Origin of the sequence: Paenibacillus sp. 2003 (assembly GCF_031455635.1) — a bacterium.
Lineage (GTDB): Bacteria > Bacillota > Bacilli > Paenibacillales > Paenibacillaceae > Paenibacillus > Paenibacillus amylolyticus_B.
Window position 1 is genome coordinate 2,359,854 of the sequence record NZ_JAVDTB010000001.1, and the last position, 17,666, is coordinate 2,377,519.

18 protein-coding genes are annotated in these 17,666 nt (G+C 43.6%); 8 read left to right on the top strand and 10 right to left on the bottom strand.

The features are described 5' to 3' along the window. Nucleotides 1-159: 159 nt before the first annotated feature. From J2X75_RS10135 to J2X75_RS10145, 3 genes are all read left to right on the top strand, one after another. A complete protein-coding gene (locus J2X75_RS10135) occupies nucleotides 160-999 on the top strand; it encodes a manganese catalase (protein WP_310336136.1) in 840 nt (279 codons plus the stop codon). Between the two features lie 101 nt (nucleotides 1,000-1,100). After that, a complete protein-coding gene (locus J2X75_RS10140; RefSeq protein ID WP_237174893.1) occupies nucleotides 1,101-1,295 on the top strand; it encodes a spore coat protein in 195 nt (64 codons plus the stop codon). A 13-nt stretch (nucleotides 1,296-1,308) separates the two neighbouring features. Beyond that, a complete protein-coding gene (locus tag J2X75_RS10145) occupies nucleotides 1,309-1,620 on the top strand; it encodes a spore coat protein (RefSeq protein ID WP_310336137.1) in 312 nt (103 codons plus the stop codon). Between the two features lie 65 nt (nucleotides 1,621-1,685). Here the strand turns inward: J2X75_RS10145 and J2X75_RS10150 are convergent, their stop codons facing one another. Genes J2X75_RS10150 through J2X75_RS10160 form a run of 3 tightly spaced genes read right to left on the bottom strand, consistent with a single transcriptional unit; the run spans nucleotide 1,686 to nucleotide 5,632 of the window. Beyond that, the gene (locus J2X75_RS10150; RefSeq protein WP_310336138.1) at nucleotides 1,686-2,792 is read right to left on the bottom strand and encodes a GerAB/ArcD/ProY family transporter; all 1,107 of its coding nucleotides are present in this window, start codon (nucleotides 2,790-2,792) and stop codon (nucleotides 1,686-1,688) included. Nucleotides 2,793-2,812: 20 nt separating this feature from the next. Then, nucleotides 2,813-4,021 (bottom strand): Ger(x)C family spore germination protein, encoded by a 1,209-nt coding sequence (locus tag J2X75_RS10155; protein WP_310336139.1) that lies wholly within the window; start codon nucleotides 4,019-4,021, stop codon nucleotides 2,813-2,815. Nucleotides 4,022-4,033: 12 nt separating this feature from the next. After that, on the bottom strand, nucleotides 4,034-5,632 hold the full coding sequence (locus J2X75_RS10160; protein ID WP_397383379.1) for a spore germination protein: 1,599 nt from the start codon (nucleotides 5,630-5,632) through the stop codon (nucleotides 4,034-4,036). A gap of 132 nt (nucleotides 5,633-5,764) precedes the next feature. Between J2X75_RS10160 and J2X75_RS10165 the strand changes: the two genes are divergently transcribed. Further along, nucleotides 5,765-6,397 (top strand): LysE family transporter, encoded by a 633-nt coding sequence (locus J2X75_RS10165; RefSeq protein WP_310336736.1) that lies wholly within the window; start codon nucleotides 5,765-5,767, stop codon nucleotides 6,395-6,397. Here J2X75_RS10165 and J2X75_RS10170 read toward each other — a convergent pair. Continuing rightward, complete coding sequence (locus J2X75_RS10170) at nucleotides 6,390-7,838, bottom strand: amino acid permease (RefSeq protein ID WP_310336141.1); 1,449 nt, start codon at nucleotides 7,836-7,838, stop codon at nucleotides 6,390-6,392. The two genes, J2X75_RS10165 and J2X75_RS10170, sit on opposite strands and share 8 nt — an antisense overlap. Before the next feature lie 174 nt (nucleotides 7,839-8,012). Here J2X75_RS10170 and J2X75_RS10175 point away from each other — a divergent pair, with 174 nt between their 5' ends. After that, on the top strand, nucleotides 8,013-8,366 hold the full coding sequence (locus J2X75_RS10175; protein ID WP_124115228.1) for an AMP-dependent synthetase and ligase: 354 nt from the start codon (nucleotides 8,013-8,015) through the stop codon (nucleotides 8,364-8,366). A 144-nt stretch (nucleotides 8,367-8,510) separates the two neighbouring features. Here the strand turns inward: J2X75_RS10175 and J2X75_RS10180 are convergent, their stop codons facing one another. Next, nucleotides 8,511-9,365, bottom strand: a complete 855-nt coding sequence (locus J2X75_RS10180) for a manganese catalase family protein (protein WP_310336143.1) — start codon at nucleotides 9,363-9,365, stop codon at nucleotides 8,511-8,513. 182 nt (nucleotides 9,366-9,547) lie between these two features. On the opposite strand from J2X75_RS10180, the gene J2X75_RS10185 reads away from it, so the two are divergent. Continuing rightward, nucleotides 9,548-10,297, top strand: coding sequence for a YqcI/YcgG family protein (locus tag J2X75_RS10185; protein ID WP_310336146.1), 750 nt, complete (start codon nucleotides 9,548-9,550; stop codon nucleotides 10,295-10,297). A 154-nt stretch (nucleotides 10,298-10,451) separates the two neighbouring features. Beyond that, nucleotides 10,452-11,096 (top strand): LysE family transporter, encoded by a 645-nt coding sequence (locus tag J2X75_RS10190; protein WP_310336147.1) that lies wholly within the window; start codon nucleotides 10,452-10,454, stop codon nucleotides 11,094-11,096. A gap of 479 nt (nucleotides 11,097-11,575) precedes the next feature. On the opposite strand, the gene J2X75_RS10195 is transcribed toward J2X75_RS10190, so the two are convergent. From J2X75_RS10195 to J2X75_RS10205, 3 genes are all read right to left on the bottom strand, one after another. Next, nucleotides 11,576-12,469 carry an aldo/keto reductase gene (locus J2X75_RS10195; protein ID WP_310336148.1) on the bottom strand — a complete coding sequence of 298 codons (894 nt, stop codon included), beginning with the start codon at nucleotides 12,467-12,469 and terminating at the stop codon, nucleotides 11,576-11,578. 127 nt (nucleotides 12,470-12,596) lie between these two features. Further along, entirely contained in the window at nucleotides 12,597-13,370 is a 774-nt protein-coding gene (locus J2X75_RS10200; RefSeq protein WP_310336150.1) for an SDR family NAD(P)-dependent oxidoreductase, read from the bottom strand. Nucleotides 13,371-13,665: 295 nt separating this feature from the next. Beyond that, nucleotides 13,666-14,154 (bottom strand): GNAT family N-acetyltransferase, encoded by a 489-nt coding sequence (locus J2X75_RS10205; RefSeq protein WP_307535529.1) that lies wholly within the window; start codon nucleotides 14,152-14,154, stop codon nucleotides 13,666-13,668. A 178-nt stretch (nucleotides 14,155-14,332) separates the two neighbouring features. Here J2X75_RS10205 and xerS point away from each other — a divergent pair, with 178 nt between their 5' ends. Next, nucleotides 14,333-15,439 (top strand): tyrosine recombinase XerS, encoded by a 1,107-nt coding sequence (gene xerS / locus J2X75_RS10210; RefSeq protein WP_076210138.1) that lies wholly within the window; start codon nucleotides 14,333-14,335, stop codon nucleotides 15,437-15,439. Nucleotides 15,440-15,658: 219 nt separating this feature from the next. On the opposite strand, the gene mobB is transcribed toward xerS, so the two are convergent. Next, on the bottom strand, nucleotides 15,659-16,219 hold the full coding sequence (gene mobB, locus J2X75_RS10215) for a molybdopterin-guanine dinucleotide biosynthesis protein B (protein WP_310336153.1): 561 nt from the start codon (nucleotides 16,217-16,219) through the stop codon (nucleotides 15,659-15,661). Nucleotides 16,220-16,225: 6 nt separating this feature from the next. After that, nucleotides 16,226-17,515: a molybdopterin molybdotransferase MoeA gene (locus J2X75_RS10220; RefSeq protein ID WP_310336739.1), complete on the bottom strand. Its 1,290-nt coding sequence runs from the start codon at nucleotides 17,513-17,515 to the stop codon at nucleotides 16,226-16,228. Between the last annotated feature and the right edge of the window lie 151 nt (nucleotides 17,516-17,666).

A 17,666-nucleotide genomic window follows, 5' to 3' on the forward strand; every position in this document is an offset into this window, starting at 1 on the left:
CTAACCATATGTTGTAGTGAAATGATGAGACAAGGCAGGAGAAGCTTCCATTCTCCTGCCTTGTCTTTTTGTTATTTTGTTGTTTAATTCCCCATAGACAGGTTAATAAAATTTTAGAATTTATCAGAATTTTAAGACATCTTTATTGGAGGGATTCACATGTTTCGACATCAGAAAGAATTGCAATTTGAAGTCAAAGTAGATCGTCCCGATCCCATGCTTGCACGTCAGGTTCAAGAAGTGCTGGGAGGACAATTTGGCGAAATGACCGTCATGATGCAGTACCTTTTTCAGGGATTCAATTGCCGAGGTGAAGAGAAATATAAAGATATGCTCATGGATATTGGCACCGAAGAAATTGGACATGTCGAGATGCTCTGCTCATTAATCAGTCAGTTGCTGGATGGTGCTACTCCTCAGGCACAACAACAAGCCGCAGAGGATCCTGTGACAGCTGCAATTATGGGCGGTATCAATCCGCAACATCTGCTCGTCAGTGGTCTGGGTGGCCTACCAACCAACTCAAACGGTGTTCCGTGGAATGGTTCTTATATCGTGGCAAGCGGTAACTTGCTTGCAGACATGCGTTCTAATTTGCATGCCGAGAGTCAGGGTCGCCTTCAGGTAGCAAGACTGTACCATATGACAACAGATGAAGGCGTACGGGCTACTTTTCGTAAAATGTTAGCACGTGACCGTTATCACCAGTATCAATGGATGGCAGCTATTCAGGAACTGGAGGAAAAAAACGGAGTCGTTGTTCCAGCTTCTTTCCCTCCAGAAGCCGAGCAAGAATCTCAGCCGCAGGCCTATGAATTCTGGAATCTCTCCGAGGGAACTGAATCCGCCGAAGGATTATGGGCTACAGGAAGTGCACCTGATGGAAGCGGAGACTATGTATATATCTCGAGCCCTGTTCCAAAGGGACAGATACATGAGCCCGTCATCCCTGCCACAGAACTTCACCATGACCTGGATATGAAATCAACAGATAAATAAAACATTAAATTCTATTTTTAAAAATATTTGGGTTCATTCTGTTTATATGCTTTATAGCAGGGTACAAACATTATAGAATAATCAATTCTTGGAGGTGCTTAATGATGGCAACTAAGGAACTTGCATTACATGAGAAACTCGAAGTACATGAGCTGCTAACCCTCAAAACTTCGTGTGCCACCAAAGCCGTAACGATGCTGGAACTCGTAAAAGACGACACACTAAAATCCTTAATCGAAGAAGATTTGGACAACTCTTCCAAAGCTATTGAAGAATTAAAATCCCTATTAAAATAAGGAGGTTGCTCTTATGACTACAACCAAAACGAAAGAAATGCTCGTCAAAGCGGTTGCTCCCATGGATGATTTGGCCATTGCCACCGATATGCTCCTCTCTGCTAAGTCAGCGGTACGTACCTATGCAATAGCTCTTACAGAAACTGCAACCCCCCGAGTTCGGAAAGTCCTTAAGGCTCAATTGGATACTGCAATCGAAACCCACCAAAAGATCGCAGACTATATGATCAAAAATGAGATGTATCATCCCTATAGTATAGAAGAGCAAGTTGAACACGATATGGAAAAATCAGACATGGCGTTGAAATTGTTGGATGATAATTAATGGTTAACGCCTAAAGCGACTCAGTTACGACTGGGTCGTTTTTTAATTCCAGTGCATATTTCCAGCTAGTTGTTTTCACTTTTCTGCATACCTTTCTTTCTCAGGAGAATGACAACCAATAGTAGTACAGGTAAAAAAATCTGAAATACAGGTGAAGTATAATTCAATGTGTATCCTCGCCCTATCTCAATGTGTTCTGTGAATGTCGGTGATAAAAAAGACAACCCATATAGAATAAGACCTACTGGAAACACCCAATTCCTATAGTTCGCTCCAGTTATTCTTTCGAGTCCAATCACGGCTCCATGGAAAAATGCAGCCATTTTGATACCCAATCCGAGGAACAGGAGTAAAGTGAACAAGGCATCCATCCGTTCAAACACTTCAGTCAAATTGATTAATTGTACTGTCTCCAAAAGCGGAAGTGTACTATAGGCAGCAATATGAGGGCCCAAGACAAAAATGATAAGTTGATTGATAAATGTTAAAGCGAGAGCCGTTAGAATATAGGCGATGATCACCGCTCTGTTAAGATTCCTTCCTTTCCGGGCATAGGGATAAAAGACCAGAAATAAGACAACCTGCCCAAATGGAAAGGATACGATCTCCGGAAAAGCAGCTTGAAAAATCGGCTTCCACCCATTCTCCAACACAGGCAAGGCCAGATCGGAGTGAAAAAGACCTGTCGTTGGGATTAAGAGGCTGATTAATGTATAGCCTAGTGCCATGAGTGGAAACAGAATCATACACATGAGAAATAGTACACGATATCCATACCGTACGGTGTTGGATACAACGATAATGGTGATCATGCTGATGATCCACATCGACGTTCTGTTTAGTAAGGTCAATTCAGTGACTTCACTGATGTCACGTAGATTTCGTGAAGCTTCATAAGCAAAATAACCTACAAATGAAAGGCTTACGATTGTCCCTAATATTTTCCCCATATAGCGGCGACACAGTAGAAACAAATCCAATTCAGGTTCCTGATGATGAATAGCCAGATGTAGGATTAGTAACACCAAGCCACCAGCAGCCCCGGCGAGCATGGCTAACCATGCATCCTGTTTGGCATCTCCACCAATCAGAAACAAGGTTGTACTGCCAACTTCAAATAAGGAAAGACAAACAGCCAATTCGGATACGCGAAGCTCCCTAGCCAATTTCATGATTGAACCTCTCCTTGGTGTTAGTCTTTCTGTTCGCCAAGCATCTTGCTGAAAGAATCTTGAAGCAGACCTACTCGTTCCAAAGTTACGTTTACATTTATGTTAATATCCATCTGTGCCAATTCACTAGACCAGTTGTCTTTTAGAACTTTCCACTCTTTGGGATGTCTTTGATGTATTTTGTTCGCGATCCCCAACATATCGACATGAAGCCGTTGGTTCCCTCTCCATCCGTTCAATATCTGTGCTTTAATGACTTGTTCAGCCTGCCGCTGCAATTCATGAATGGTATGTGTTCTAACGATATCCTCCCCGGATGTGCTCTCATCCAGCTCAGCATTGACCTTTGCATCTACCTGAACAGCATAATGAATCCCCTTTTTCACAGGAACGACCTTAACTTTTGCTTTGCGCACAAGAAAAGAGTTAACCTCACCCTTTGCGCCTGTATAGGTCAAGTTGGTCCAGTTCACCCTGTCTGTTAGCCAGGTGATCCCCATACTTTCTTTTTCGTTCAGTACTCCGATCTTTTTGTCTTTAAGAAATACACTTAATCCTTGAAGTCTTAAATTCCCGGGTATTGATGTCTCCTTAAAAATATCAATTGAATTCTGTTTATTATTGCCCAGTGTATCTGCTGTAACACCAGGAATTCCGGCGGTTCCACTGTCTGAAGTGATCTTCAGACCAACCTCATGTATGTTCATCACGGGATAGTACGACCCTTTTTCATTATTACGTTCCAAAATCTCGGATAAAGCACGGCCAGGCTGTTTCTCGGGAGGAATCAATTTTTCGAGATATTCTCTTGCCTGACCATCTGCAATAATAAGCTTGGCAGATTCCCTGGAACCAATATTTCGATAATAGTGATCCATGATCTCAGCAATCCCGTATCTCGCCGCTTCTTCCCCGATCAGGACGACATTGGTATGAGCAAAATATAATCTTTTGGGATTTTCAATACTGCTTTGGGCAACGGCTTCTCGAATCGTTCTACCTTCTGACGAAAAGGTGTTCACAGGCGCTTGAGATCCACCAGACGAGGACCCAATTGAACTGCTCGCTGGCGGTACAATAATCTGATAGGTAATGATCCACTTTCCGTTTTTTCGGTCAAACCCTGTTGCCGTTGTGATGCCCAGATCATTTAATTCTGTGCGATTTCCACAACCAGCAGTAATCAGTCCAACCATGAGAAAGATTAATATGGACTGCAAACGAATCATATAAATCGCTCCTTATTCGTTCTCAGCTTCATTAATACGGTCTACAATGTTATCCGATCCTGACGGGTATTGATGAGGGGCTTGTCTCGTCTTATTCGTATTCGACTTTTCATCAGGTCTAGTCTTCATAGCCCACCAGGGTACTCTCAACCACAGATCCTTCATATTTGACTTGAAAAACGGACTGTATGGCATCAGGTAGTCAACACCAAATGACTTCAGCGATACCAGGTGTGCAAGTAATGGCACTGCTCCGGCCAATATGCCATATAATCCTAGCGTACCTGCCAGTAACATAAACGGAAAACGCAATAGCCTTACTGCTGTGGCCATACTGAAATAGGGTATAGCAAAATTCGCTATTGCTGTAAAAGAAACCACAATGACCATCGCGCCTGAGACCAATCCCGCCTCTACCGCAGCTTGACCGATGACCAATGCACCAACAATAGAGATTGCAGGTCCAATGGCTCGCGGCATTCGCACTCCAGCTTCACGAATGACCTCGAACGTAATTTCCATAAGCATAGCTTCAAGTAATGCCGGGAAAGGGACCCCTTCCCGTTGTGCAGCCAGGGTGACCAATAACGTTGTAGGTATCATCTCCTGCTGAAATGTGGTTAGTGCGATGAAAGTCGAAGGCAGCAACAAAGATACGAGGAAACAGATTAACCGTATAATCCGCAGAAAGGTAGAGATATCATAACGCTGATAATAATCCTCAGGCGTTTGAAAGAAATTAAAAAAAGTAACAGGTGCTATTAAGGCAAATGGCGTACCATCTACCATAATGGCTACTTGACCATCCAGTAGACTGCCTGCAACCGTATCTGGACGCTCCGTATTGATCATGGTCGGGAAAGGCGTAAGTGGTGCATCCTGAATAAATTCTTCTATGTAACCACTTTCGAGTATACTATCTGTGTTGATGGCATTTAGACGCTTGGTAACTTCTTCAATGACATCTCGCTTGGCAATGCCCTGGATGTAAGCCAGTGCAACTACAGTTTGGGTGTACTCTCCAATGGTATGCATCTGGAATTTCAAATCAGGAGTCCGTATTTTCCGTCGAACAAGAGTAATGTTGGTCGTTAGTTCCTCTGTGAATCCTTCCTTTGGCCCTCTGACCACCGTTTGGGACGTGGGTTCCTCCACTGATCTTCTGGCTCCTCCGGCGATCGGCACTGCAAGAACATTCTTTACACCATCAATAAGTATAACGACATGGCCTGTTAATAAAGCTTCATAGATAAGTTGCGACGAATCCAAATTTCGGATATTCCCGGAGGGTAGTATGCTTTTCACTAACACATCTCTAGGCTGATCTCCCGGAAGCAGATCCGTATTCATCCATTGAATGATATTGTCCATAAGTTCAACCAACAGCGTAGAATCTGTCAATCCTTCCATGTAACATACAGCTAGAGTAGTGCCCTTCCCCTCTAACATAGGGAACTCCCGAACTACAAAATCAGGACTATATTCAAATGCCTTGATAATACTGTCAAGTTTATCTTCTAGCGAAATATCCAAACTTTGTGAATGTTGTATTCGTTTATTGGATATTTCTCCTTTTTTTTGTGATGTAAATACCTCCTTTATCCAACGCATAAGCACAAAATCACCCCCTATTTTCGACTAATATGGATTAATCGTGCACAAAGTATACATCGCCCTCAATAATCTTGTCCTACAAAAACACCTTGAAGAATATGCTGTACTGTATGGAAAGGAGGACATCTTATTTATATCATGTTAGGTTATGTGATTCTGGGATTATCACTTTCAGCCCCTATTGGACCCATTAATGCTGCGCAATTGGACAAGGGTATTCGAGGTGGGTTTATGCCAGCCTGGTTTGTTGGGCTAGGAGCCATCGCAGCGGATATTATCTACATGCTGCTTGTGTATTTTGGTATCGTACATCTGCTTGAGCTTCCGTTTGTAAGGGTATTCCTCTGGATGTTTGGTTGTTTTGTATTGATCTATACGGGTGTGGAAAGTATTAAAAATGCAGGAACCCTTGCCCCTTCTCAAATGAGAGGAGATGATTCGGAGCTTGCCAAGTCATTTCTTCAAGGATTCCTGATGTCTCTGTTTAACCCTCTTTCCATCATGTTCTGGCTAGGCATTTACGGCTCTGTTCTGGCTAAGGCCGTAAATGACTCCCCTATGGATCAATTGTTGATTTATAGTGGAGCTATCATCTTTGGCGTACTTTTATGGGATCTATTCATGGCGACTGCCGTAAGTTTTTTTCGCAAATACCTCACTTCTACTGTGCTTAAAGGAATTGCTCTCATTTCCGGACTGTCTTTAGTCGGTTTTGGCTGTTACTTTGGATATAAAGCCATACAATTTCTCTTCTTTATTTGAGTTTGTTTTTTTTGCGTAGCCGAATACCCGTGATGTGATAACTGCTTATACCCGTAGAACGCTGCTCATTTTCTTCACTTTCATCCTTCTCGTCATTTGATGATGTATTGGTCGCAGGCTTCTTCTTGCGAATCCGTTGTACAATAACGTCACTAATGGCAATGAGAGAGACAAGCAATAAGCTAATATAGAACCCTGGTCTGCTGAGTGCATGAAAAAGCGTTCCTGTGACTGCAGTAGCGATCAACAATAGGCCAATCCAGCGTTTGATCACATCGAACTTGCCTGATTTCAACAATTTACCGGAGGATAACAAAATAAACGACCAGTTGTACAAAAGCATCAGACCAGCTGCAGTCGTGATGTATTCATATACTTTGCCTGGGAGTAAGAGAGACATGATGATCGTACCAACTAACCCACAACCAATGAGGGACAAGGCAAATAACGGATACTTCGTTTTCCACTTTCGAGAAAATAACTGCGGGGCGTCTCCCTCCTGAGCTAGGGTAATAATCATAGACGTCACCGCATAGAGCGAAGCAGTCATCGTTGAAAATCCGGCTACAATGAGTACCCCGTTGAACAAATGTGGGACAAAAGCAAGGTGATCACTACTGAGTGCCAGTACAAATGGACTCTCCTTGGGATTGAATGCATTTAAGGGAACCATAATTAAAGCGAGTCCAATGGATACAACATATACGGTGGATAGCGCAATGAGCATGACTTTTCCTGCCTTTGGGGCATCTTCCGGTTTTTGAAGCCGATATGACATAATGCCAAGCACTTCAATACCTCCATAAGCATAGAACGCAAAAAGAAACGCAGACCACAATCCGATGCCACCCTTTGGAAAAATCGCTGCCATATCCAGCGGTATTTTGTGTTCATACTTGGTTCCCCCAATCCATCCTGCGAGAAGAGCGATGGCAAGCACCAAAAACATGATGATCGCTGCAATTTTAATGATAGCCAGTACATTTTCAACCCGATCAAATCCTTTATTACCGAAGAATACAATACAAAGACCCAAAATTCCGAACCCTGCAGCAAATATCCAGAGCGGAACAGCCGGAAACCAAAACCTGGAGAAAATGGACAATGCGGTTAGCTGACTCCCCATAATGAGCAACTCCGAAAACCAATAGAACCATCCGCTCGCAAAGCCTGCCCAACTTCCAAAGGCTTTCTTAGCATATGAACGAAAAGATCCTTGTTCCGGATGGTCCGCTGTCATTCTCGCGAGCGCGTCAAAAACTACATATGTACCTAAAGCGGCCAAGATATAGGCCAGCAGCACAGCTGGACCACCAATCGATATCGCAAGGCTGGAACCCAGGAAATACCCTGTACCAATTGTTCCTGCCACACCTAGCAGACTCAATTGCCACCATTTCAGTTTCTTTTCTTCTGTAGTGTTAGTCGATGCTTTACTCATGTTGTCATTCCTTTTCTGTATCATTTTAGGTCACTAAAGGTAGCCTTCCCAATCCACAGCGAATCATGTTCATAAAATAATCCTCATTTGAATGGAACAGGATAGATTGAATATTTCTCAGAACCGTATTACATAATACACAGGTACATCAAAACACACAGGAGGGTTTTACACATGAATCAGTTCTCTCAATCGCAGCAAATTACGCAGTTGGCTCAACAACTTACACAACAAACACAACAGGCTTCGATGCAATACCAACAATTACTTAGACAAGAACAAAGCAACGCTCAACAACTGGAGCAATTGGCACAACGCGAGCAACAAGCTGCACATATGATCCAGACCGCACTACAAGGACATCAAACCGCCATCCAGCAATTACAACAAATCTCCAATCTTGCACAACAACTTGCACACTCATCTTCACAACATGTATCTTACCTGGAGCAGCCATATAACACTCCTAATATCTCAACTAATGGTCAATCTTATGGCACGTATTCGAATCAACAACGCCCGCAGTAACATCTTCATGAAACACATAAAGGAACCCAGCATTGGGTTCCTTTTTTGTGTGTTCATTGTAAAAAAGAGACTGCAGTTGTCTCTTTATAGGTTCTACCTTAAGTTTCAAATCTGGTCCTATACTATAGGAGGCTTGTTCATACTTTAGGCATTAAGATCATGTATTCCTGGGCTATGTTCATTTGGAAGTTCAGGCATATAAGGAAGTGGATATCCTTGTGGGGGATCGATTACCTGCAGTTCGCCACCATTACGACTTGGCGTTTGACCACTGAAAATCTCAGCGATGCGCGTATTGTCTAAACGGAAATTAAACTGCGCATTGTGGAAGCCCATATCTACGTATTTCCGACATTCGGGATATTTATTAATATCATAGTTGGGAATCGGGAATATTTTGCCCCAATTCACACCAAGGGTCTCCAGTGCTTTGGCAAATGCATTTTGATGCGCATTATCACGAACAATCAGGAAACCCAGCGTTTCACGAAATGCTTTGTTGGTACTCATTTCATATATTCTTGATTTTTGTAACACACCCGTAGACTCCAACACAATATTATCAAGTAAGTTGCTTACCAAATTCCCATGATCGTACACATAATTCCCTAGCCATGGATTACCTGCAGCATCAACAGGCAATGAGCTCTGAGCCCCCATGATGTAATGATGAGGGTTGGCATGTTTAATCGCTTCATCCAATGGAGCACCGTCGATCCCTGCATCTCCCGCGCCCTCTGCACCGGCCCCCGTTAATAACTGATTAATGGTTTGTTGCACCAGTTCAATATGGCTTAATTCCTCAAGAAATACACCACGGATCAGATCTCTATACTGCGTGGCGTTGCCCCGAAAATTACTGCTTTGAAAGAAAAATTGCATCATCGTCCGCATTTCACCAAATTGCCCGCCAAGCGTCTCTTGTAATACTTTTGCTGCCGCGGGATCAGGCTTGTCTGGTACGATCATATTGATTAGATCTTCACGATAAAAAAACATGGTTGTCCTCCATTCTGAATTAACATACTATTCTAGTTTTAACGTTCTTCCTGTTATTATGTAATCGCTTGGCTGTCAAACCTTGGTTAGAACTATTTCTGCTTATCTCCTTAACAAAAATATGTTGGACTGTCACCATTTTTTCCTTGGGTTATATCCTATAGGTAAAAGGAGGACTGTTCATGTCGTTGTTGTTTTCATCTTCTGAGATTGAGAATGAGGAGATCCCTCTCGAAACCTGGAAAAGAGATGCTCACCGTTTATTCTCTTTCAAAATGAGTGACCGGGAGGCTCGATTCCCCTGTATTCCGGCTACACAGGCCTTTGCCCTGGGTCACCTCCGATACGGCTTTGTTTCTAATTTCGGAGACGAGTCTGCAGAACGTAATGTATCAGACATACTCAAGGAATATGGAGAATGCTCTCGTTCATTCGGAGAATATTCTTCATTGATTTTATTTTTTGAAAAGGAAAAAGAGATACGGGATGTATTGGCCTATGAAAAAGCCTTCTGGGATTTATTAAGCCAGATTAGGCACTTGGATAACAAGCCTTGGCCAAAAGATATTCCAGAAGACCCGGAGCATCCCATGTGGGAGTTTTGTTACAATGACGAACGGTATTTTGTCTATTGCGGGACGCCAGCTCATATGTCACGACAAAGTCGCAACTTTCCTTATTTCATGTTAGCTCTAACACCGCGATGGGTGCTCGATACGTGGAACGCACAACCTCTGAAAGCTGCAGCGATTGCTCCAAGAATCCGCGCACGCTTGGCTGCCTACGACACCATACCGGCACATCCTGAATTAAAGCAATACGGATCACAAGGCAACCTGGAGTATAAACAATATTTTTTGCGTGATGACGATACCGCTCCTTCCAAATGCCCGTTTCTTCGATCCCTTCAGCAGGACAAAGTAAAGGAATAGCTTAAGTCGATTCTAAAAATACTCTCCTCCGAATAAACTCTATACCACCCGTTAATAGGAGGAGAGCCCTGTGCTCTATACTCGCTACAACTACATAAGCAACGGACAAGCCCTATCGAAATAAGAATTCATTACAGACGGAAAGGAAATGACAATGGAAATCTATATTAAGTTCGTCCTGATTGGTCTCGCTATTGCCATGCCAGTGGGAGCAATTACGGTAGAGATGGTCAAGCAGGGATTGAGAAATGGGTTTATCCATGGCTGGGCCGTGGGTCTTGGAGGCATGACAATTGATGCTGGTTTGATCCTGGCCATGTACTTCGGATTTGCTTCCGTCTTATCTCTTCCTTATGTACAAATTCCACTATGGCTTGCGGGAGCTGGATTTCTGGCCTTTCTGGGATACGATTCGATCCGGAACTCAGATCTGGATATGGCAACATCAGATCATACGAACGGAAAAATCAAAAAATCGTTCTGGAGGACATACCGCAATGGCTTATTGGTAGCTGTCTCCCCTGGTAATCTTATTTTTTGGATATCTGTTTTTGGTGTTGTATTGTCCGATTCATACCAATCTACCGGTAAGCTGAGTTTTATCATTGCAGCATTTGGCGTACTGTGTGGAATTCTCATTCATGACCTGGGTCTGCTCTCCATTGTATCTGTGACACGAAAAGTAATGAGCAAAAAAATGATACAAGCAGTCTCTGCCATGGCTGGAGTCCTTTTGCTGGGTTTCTCCTTCTACTTTTTATATAAATTTGTATTGGCCCTGTGGCTTCTATTTCAGTAGATTTTTTCGAGAAATTAAGGTTGTCCCTTCTGAAAAAGGGACAACCTTTTCTTTGATTCCTTGATTCCTTATCCATACGCTGCTGCAGGTACTTTCCTAAAATAATAATTATTTTATTAATCAGAAATAATTTGACTTTCACCGTGAAGGATGGCAGTTCATTTAGTCGTGGGGCGTGCTGAATTGTATCTAAAAGATATGTAGTAACAGCGGTGTACGTTCTTTTCTATTGTGAATTTTTCATATGTTGAAATATTATATTGATGACAAACTAGCTTTTAGTGCAAACACAGTTATCGTTTATCGTTGTCTCAAAATTAAAGTAGTATGCTTAAGATGATTTGGACATTTTACAAAATAGTTAGAATGTTTAGTTATTGTGAATTTTTCATATGTTGAAAATATAATGTTTATGACAAAAAGAAAGCTGCCTATGGGCAGCTTCGAAAAATTAAAATCCATTTGGCAAGTGCAAAGAATCAGGTCCGGCCTGTCCAATCTGCTCCGGCGATTTCTTTCCATCGTGCTCTAATCTCATCATATAATTCCTGTGGTAGTGGCCCTTTAGCCACAAGGTCGGCATTTTGCTGCCAGCGATTGGGCTTGGCTGTTCCTACAATAGCCGTATCTACGCCTTCAGTACTTAGCGTAAATCGCAGTGCAGTTTCTACAGCTGCCTGGGCATCTTCACCCAGAAAACCATAGTTAAGTTCATTTAAGCGCTTCCAGTATATAAATGGATAAGCCTCTTCCGAAAGTGTTTCATATGTCCAGGCCGCATTGGCAATAGGTCTTTTAGCGATTACTCCCATGTTTCTTTTTCTTGCCTCAGGCAAAGTCAGTTCAATCGCTTCCTGATCTGCGATATTTAGTGACGTCTCCAGACTGTCAAATACTCCGGTCTGAATCGCATATAGCGCATCCGTTGTATCCCCACTGTATCCGATAAACCTGGTCTTTCCTGCTTCCTTGGCACGTTGCAGTACTTCGATTACTGCTCCTTGTCGAAGTACTTCTTCGGAGCAGCTATGCAAATGGATAACATCCACATAGTCCGTTTTCAACCGTTTCAAACTACGGTCAATCGTTTGCTCCAGTACTTTGGCATCCCAATCCGGACCTTCGATCCCGGCAGCATGTCCACATTTGGTGAACAAATAGTAGTCATCACGCCGATGTGACAGCACCTCACCGATTAATTCCTCGCTGTCACCGTAACATTCAGCCGTGTCAATCACGTTTAATCCAGCATCGAGGGCACTATTCAACAATGTCGCTACATCCGTTTTGGATACATCTTTGCCTATTTCCGCTCCACCAAATCCAAGTGTACTTACATTCATGCCAGTATTACCGTACTTGCGCGTTTCCATGGTTATCTTCCTCCAAGTTCAGTGAATTGGGTACAGATAAATAGAAATACAGATAACTTCCCATATGTTATTACCCATGCGTTGGTTATGCCACCCACTTTTCCAGATTGCTATCAACTCTACTCATCTAGAATCCGTAGATCGACATCCCACCGTCAACCAACAACGTTTGACCCGTTATATATCCCGCTGCATCTGATGCCAGGAATACAACTGGCCCTACCACTTCTTCCAGTTCTCCCACTCGCTGTAGCGGTGTGCGGCTTACAATTTCCTGCAAATACTGGGGATCATCCAGCAGCTTTTCAGTCAAAGGTGTTCGGAAATACCATGGCCCTACTGAATTGACACGGATTCCATACTTTCCCCATTCCAGTGCGAGCACTTTGGTCATATGAATTAACGCAGCTTTGGTCGCGCCATATACGACGCCTGTCCGCAAAGCCGTATGCCCACCTACCGAAGAGATGTTAATGATCTTCCCAGTCCCACGTTCTTTCATATGCTGACCCGCTAATTGCGAAGCAAAGAAAGCCGATTTTAAGTTTGTCTGCATGATGGTCTCCCACTGCTCGTCCGTGACTTCAAGTGCTGGAGTCCGTATGTTCATACCTGCGTTATTCACCAAAATGTCCAGACTGCCCATCTCCGAGATTGCCTCTCGAAACGTCTCTTCCAGTTGTTCTCTTGATGTCACATCCGCAGTTAGAGCGAGCGCTTTACGCCCTGTCTGTTCATAGATGTAGGCGGCTGTCTCCTCAATTTCTTTCATTGTTCGGGATACAAGTACAACGTCACTGCCTGACTGGGCAAGTCCAATCGCAATTGCTTTTCCGATCCCTCTCCCCGCGCCTGTCACCAGTGCTGTCTGTCCATCAAGATGGAATGTGGGTACATTCATGTCACTCACTCCTTCATCAGATTTATAAGTTGAACTAAAGACTATTTACACTGACACTACGATGACAGAATAACCTTCCAATCGCTGTTATCCCCAGATTTTTTGATTCCCTTTTCCGAAGGGGAAAATCCGGGGATAGCTTATGCTTCCGATGCAGCTTTCTTTCTGAAAGCTTTTAGGCGAACGCTTCGCTTTTTCAGGTTTTTTCTGTCCTCTCCGTTATCGTGTAAATCATTAGTTCAACTTATATCGCATTCATGCAAATACTTGATATGTAGGTAAACCCCGATGGGAATCAGGTTACAAAATACTGGCTTGGATTACCCAGTTCCGGATGGAACTTCTCTCGAAAACGGCCTCCCGTATAATCCCCTATAATTTTTCGCCAGAACGCCTGCGCAATGACATTGTTACGAACCTGGGTCACTTTCCATCTTCCTGGAAAACGTTTGAACAGCTCATAGGCTGCCCTGGTGCCCACCCCACTGCGCCGATATTTTTGCATCACAAAAAACTCAGTCAAATAGTAGTCGTTATCCTTACTTCCAGGTTCCAATTTCTCCACCAGAGCAAACCCTGCAGGTGCCCCGTCACTTGTAATCAAAAAAGGAAACTTGCGGTCCTTTTCTTCCCAGAATGCCTCCAGACCCGGATATTCCGGAAAAATGCCGTTACTGTCTACATCAATATTCAGATATTTGGTAAAATCATATAGATAAAATTGCATTAAATGCCGAATCACCTGACTGCGCTCCCGGGGAACCAGTTCTATTTTCATATTCATCCGGTTCACCTCCTCTGCTTTACGTATACTAATTACTTTAAAGGTTTACGCGCCGAAGGGCAAGGAAGCATCCCCTACTTACTGCCTGCTTTAGTGAACAAGCTGTGAGCATGTAAATTATGGTACACTAGAGCATAGAATACTATTAAATTGAATATTCATTTTATATGTTTTTCACATGGAGGTGTCGAACTTGACCAACGTGCAAAAAGAGATTGATCGACGCAAGCTGGATGACAAACTACCTTCCATGCCTTGGTTCGTTCAGCAATTCATGGACTACAAGCTGCCTGACCTGTCCCCCTCTACCCTGCTCGAATATCTGAGAGATTACGAAGCTTTCTTCGGATGGTTGCGAGCAGAAGGGCTGTCCGAAGCAAGCTCTAATAAAGAAGTAACGTTGACTGAACTGGAAGTCCTTCGCATGGATTCGGTTACCGCCTATCGGTTATTTCTCACAACCAAACGGGAAGGAACCAATTCCAGAATTACCGTCTCTCGCAAACTCTCTTCCCTTCGCTCCCTTTTCCATTACCTGAGCCAGATTGCGGAGGATGAAGACTTTTATCCTTTGCTGAAGCGGAACATTATGGCCAAAATCGAGATCAAGCGTACCCATAAACCCAAGGACACCGCTGCCAAACTCAAAGGTAAAATTCTGGAGGAAGAGGAACTGCTGGAATTTATCGGCTATATCCTTGAAGGTTACGCTGTTGATATGGAGAAGAACAAACAGGCACTGTATTCCCATGAGCTCAACAAAGAACGGGACGCCTGCATTGCCAGCCTGATCCTCAATTCAGGTTTACGGGTGTCGGAGGTCGTGAACCTGAACGTCGATGATCTCGATCTGAACAACAAACTCCTGTATGTTTATCGCAAAGGTAACAATGATGAGACGTACAAAACACCCGTTTATTTCAGGGAACAGGCCAAGGACGAACTCGCGACTTATATGAACCTGCGGCAATCACGTTACCGTACGCCCAAACGGGAGAAAGGTCTGTTCATTGCTTTGCGTAACGGAGATTCAGAAGGAAGTCGAATGACCAAAAGAGCGATCCAGGCCATGATTATGAAATACGCCAAGCGCTTTGGCAAACCATACTTGACTGTGCACAAATTACGCCATTCATTCGCAACGGACTATTATTTGCAAAATGATATTTACAAAACGAAGGAGCAGCTCGGACACGCTTCTACGGAAACGACCGAGATCTATGCTCACCTTACCGACAAAACGATGTCCGAAGCCATCGAACGCCGTACTGACGACGGGATGTAACATCCCGAACATAATAAAAGCAGCAAACCGCATCAAGGATTCTGATCCGAGAAAGGTCTGCTGCTTTTATTATTTTTTTGCATCATTCAAGAAGAAAAGCACAAGTAGAAATAACTTGGTTTACATAATAAATGTTACGTTATACTCGCGAGCGATCAATCACGCTCTCTGTACATTCAATCATATCCAGCGATTATAATTTCCCACTTCTTGACGTTTCTACGATTCGACTTCACCATTCTGTCTACACTCGCTCTCAACCATCGCTAACAACGCTTTGGCTATATCCTCCGTTTCATGAACCGAGTAACATGTTATATTTCTGCTAAAAGTGCTCCGCTCTATAAACTGCTCTGAAGGTAGCCATGAGATCATCCCCAGTACCCCTTCAAGTTGATCAACCAAGGTCAGATCTTTCTCTTCTCGAACCATCACGAATTTGGGATAAGAAGCATCCTTGAATCCTTCAATGACAATCCAATCATAACCGGACAGATAGCTCAGCATATCCTCCAGCTTGGTTGCCTGTCGCTCCATAATCGCAGTACGTTTCTCGGACATGACAACCACCGCCGAGGCCCCCGACTCCCCAAATTGATACGAATCCGTTCCTTCTTGATCCATCTCAAAATGATCATGTCCATCATGCTTAATCGCTGCTACTTTAAGTCCCATGGAAGAAAAGTGCCCGATCAGCGCGGCTGTCAGGGTTGTCTTGCCCGTGTTTTTGTATCCAACAATCTGTATGATATGTGGCTTTGTATCACTCATTGTAGTCATCTACCACTACCTCACATGACCTGAGGGCAGTTTGAGAATGCGTACCTGCTCACCCGCAGGAATGCCTTTTTTCTCAGGTGGAACAACAATCAGGCAATCACTGTCCTTAATGGTGATCATCACGCTGGATTCATCTACACGGGCAGCAGCCGGCATCGCGTACACCATGCCGTTGCGGATCTTTGTGCGTCCACGTACGAACCGTGTAAAATTGTTCACTTTCGTGTATTCTTCTTCCAAAATTGCAGTCCATTCTTCCAGGTAAGGATGAGCATCTGCCTGCATGGACCGAATGGTTGGACGAACAAAGAGACCAAAACCCACAAAACAAGCCCCTGGATTACCCGAAAGTGCAAAAAGCAATTTATCTTTATATACAGCAGCTGTGGTCACACTGCCTGGTCGCATCGTCACTTTGTTAAACAACATCTCCACATGTTCTTCCAGCACAAGTTCGCCCATAATATCATAATCCCCGACGGATACACCACCTGTGGTCACCACGATATCATTATCTTGAATGGCTTCTTCCAATTTGGCTCTTGCCGTATTCACATCGTCTGCAATAGAGCCGTACATCACAGGCTCTCCACCTGCTTCAACAACCAGAGAGCGCAGCATGTAACTGTTGCTGTTCCGAATCCGACCTGGTTGTAATGGCTCATCTACTTCAAGCAATTCCGTGCCGGTTGCGAATATCGCTACTTTTGGACGTTGAAATACGGGAACTTCTGCTATGCCAAAAGTAGCTAACACGGACTGCTCTCCTGCCCTGATAATCGTTCCAGCTTCGAGCAGTTGCTGTCCCTCTTGGACTTCCAGTCCGATTGGGGTGATGTTAGCACCCGATAATATGTGCCGTTTCAATGCAATCCATTGTTCTCCGTTCTCTACCTTGCTCTCGGTCATCTCCATCATGACTACCGCATCTGCACCTTCCGGAACTTGTGCACCCGTCATGATTCGAGCCGTCGTACCCGAAACAATGGTGTGATCCGAGGTGTAACCGCAAGGAATTTCATCAATTACTCGAAACCAAACTTGATGATCACTCGATGCATCTATGGTATCTGTACTTATAATCGCGAATCCATCCATACCCGATCTCCGGAAGAATGGATACGGATGAGGCGCCTGAATCGTCTTTGCAAGTGTGCGGCCATGAGCAGATTCAAGGTGAACTTTCTCTATGGAGCCTACAGTAACTCTTGCAGCTATTTTGGCCTGGGCATCCGGTACCTGTACAGCTGTACGATTGAATTTGGCAGTTGTCATATCTTGTGAATGTGAGTTCATTTTCAAAAGTATTCTTACCTCCTAGAGACATTCATCTTTTAAGAAAGTGTAGCCCGGATACTGTAAGATAACAAGTACATTACTTATTGAATCCTGTGACAAAACCTTATTTCTTACAGGTGTAACATTCCACGATCTATATTCAACATGA

Excerpts from the sequence above, each read along its gene's own strand:
- mobB (WP_310336153.1), bottom strand. The coding sequence starts at position 16,219 with ATGACTACAATGAGTGATACAAAGCCACATATCATACAGATTGTTGGA.
- J2X75_RS10150 (WP_310336138.1), bottom strand. The coding sequence starts at position 2,792 with ATGAAATTGGCTAGGGAGCTTCGCGTATCCGAATTGGCTGTTTGTCTT.
- xerS (WP_076210138.1), top strand. The coding sequence starts at position 14,333 with ATGGAGGTGTCGAACTTGACCAACGTGCAAAAAGAGATTGATCGACGC.
- J2X75_RS10160 (WP_397383379.1), bottom strand. The coding sequence starts at position 5,632 with ATGCGTTGGATAAAGGAGGTATTTACATCACAAAAAAAAGGAGAAATA.
- J2X75_RS10190 (WP_310336147.1), top strand. The coding sequence starts at position 10,452 with ATGGAAATCTATATTAAGTTCGTCCTGATTGGTCTCGCTATTGCCATG.
- J2X75_RS10135 (WP_310336136.1), top strand. The coding sequence starts at position 160 with ATGTTTCGACATCAGAAAGAATTGCAATTTGAAGTCAAAGTAGATCGT.
- J2X75_RS10170 (WP_310336141.1), bottom strand. The coding sequence starts at position 7,838 with ATGAGTAAAGCATCGACTAACACTACAGAAGAAAAGAAACTGAAATGG.
- J2X75_RS10185 (WP_310336146.1), top strand. The coding sequence starts at position 9,548 with ATGTCGTTGTTGTTTTCATCTTCTGAGATTGAGAATGAGGAGATCCCT.
- J2X75_RS10180 (WP_310336143.1), bottom strand. The coding sequence starts at position 9,365 with ATGTTTTTTTATCGTGAAGATCTAATCAATATGATCGTACCAGACAAG.
- J2X75_RS10205 (WP_307535529.1), bottom strand. The coding sequence starts at position 14,154 with ATGAATATGAAAATAGAACTGGTTCCCCGGGAGCGCAGTCAGGTGATT.
- J2X75_RS10140 (WP_237174893.1), top strand. The coding sequence starts at position 1,101 with ATGATGGCAACTAAGGAACTTGCATTACATGAGAAACTCGAAGTACAT.
- J2X75_RS10175 (WP_124115228.1), top strand. The coding sequence starts at position 8,013 with ATGAATCAGTTCTCTCAATCGCAGCAAATTACGCAGTTGGCTCAACAA.
- J2X75_RS10155 (WP_310336139.1), bottom strand. The coding sequence starts at position 4,021 with ATGATTCGTTTGCAGTCCATATTAATCTTTCTCATGGTTGGACTGATT.
- J2X75_RS10200 (WP_310336150.1), bottom strand. The coding sequence starts at position 13,370 with ATGAATGTACCCACATTCCATCTTGATGGACAGACAGCACTGGTGACA.
- J2X75_RS10195 (WP_310336148.1), bottom strand. The coding sequence starts at position 12,469 with ATGGAAACGCGCAAGTACGGTAATACTGGCATGAATGTAAGTACACTT.
- J2X75_RS10145 (WP_310336137.1), top strand. The coding sequence starts at position 1,309 with ATGACTACAACCAAAACGAAAGAAATGCTCGTCAAAGCGGTTGCTCCC.
- J2X75_RS10220 (WP_310336739.1), bottom strand. The coding sequence starts at position 17,515 with ATGAACTCACATTCACAAGATATGACAACTGCCAAATTCAATCGTACA.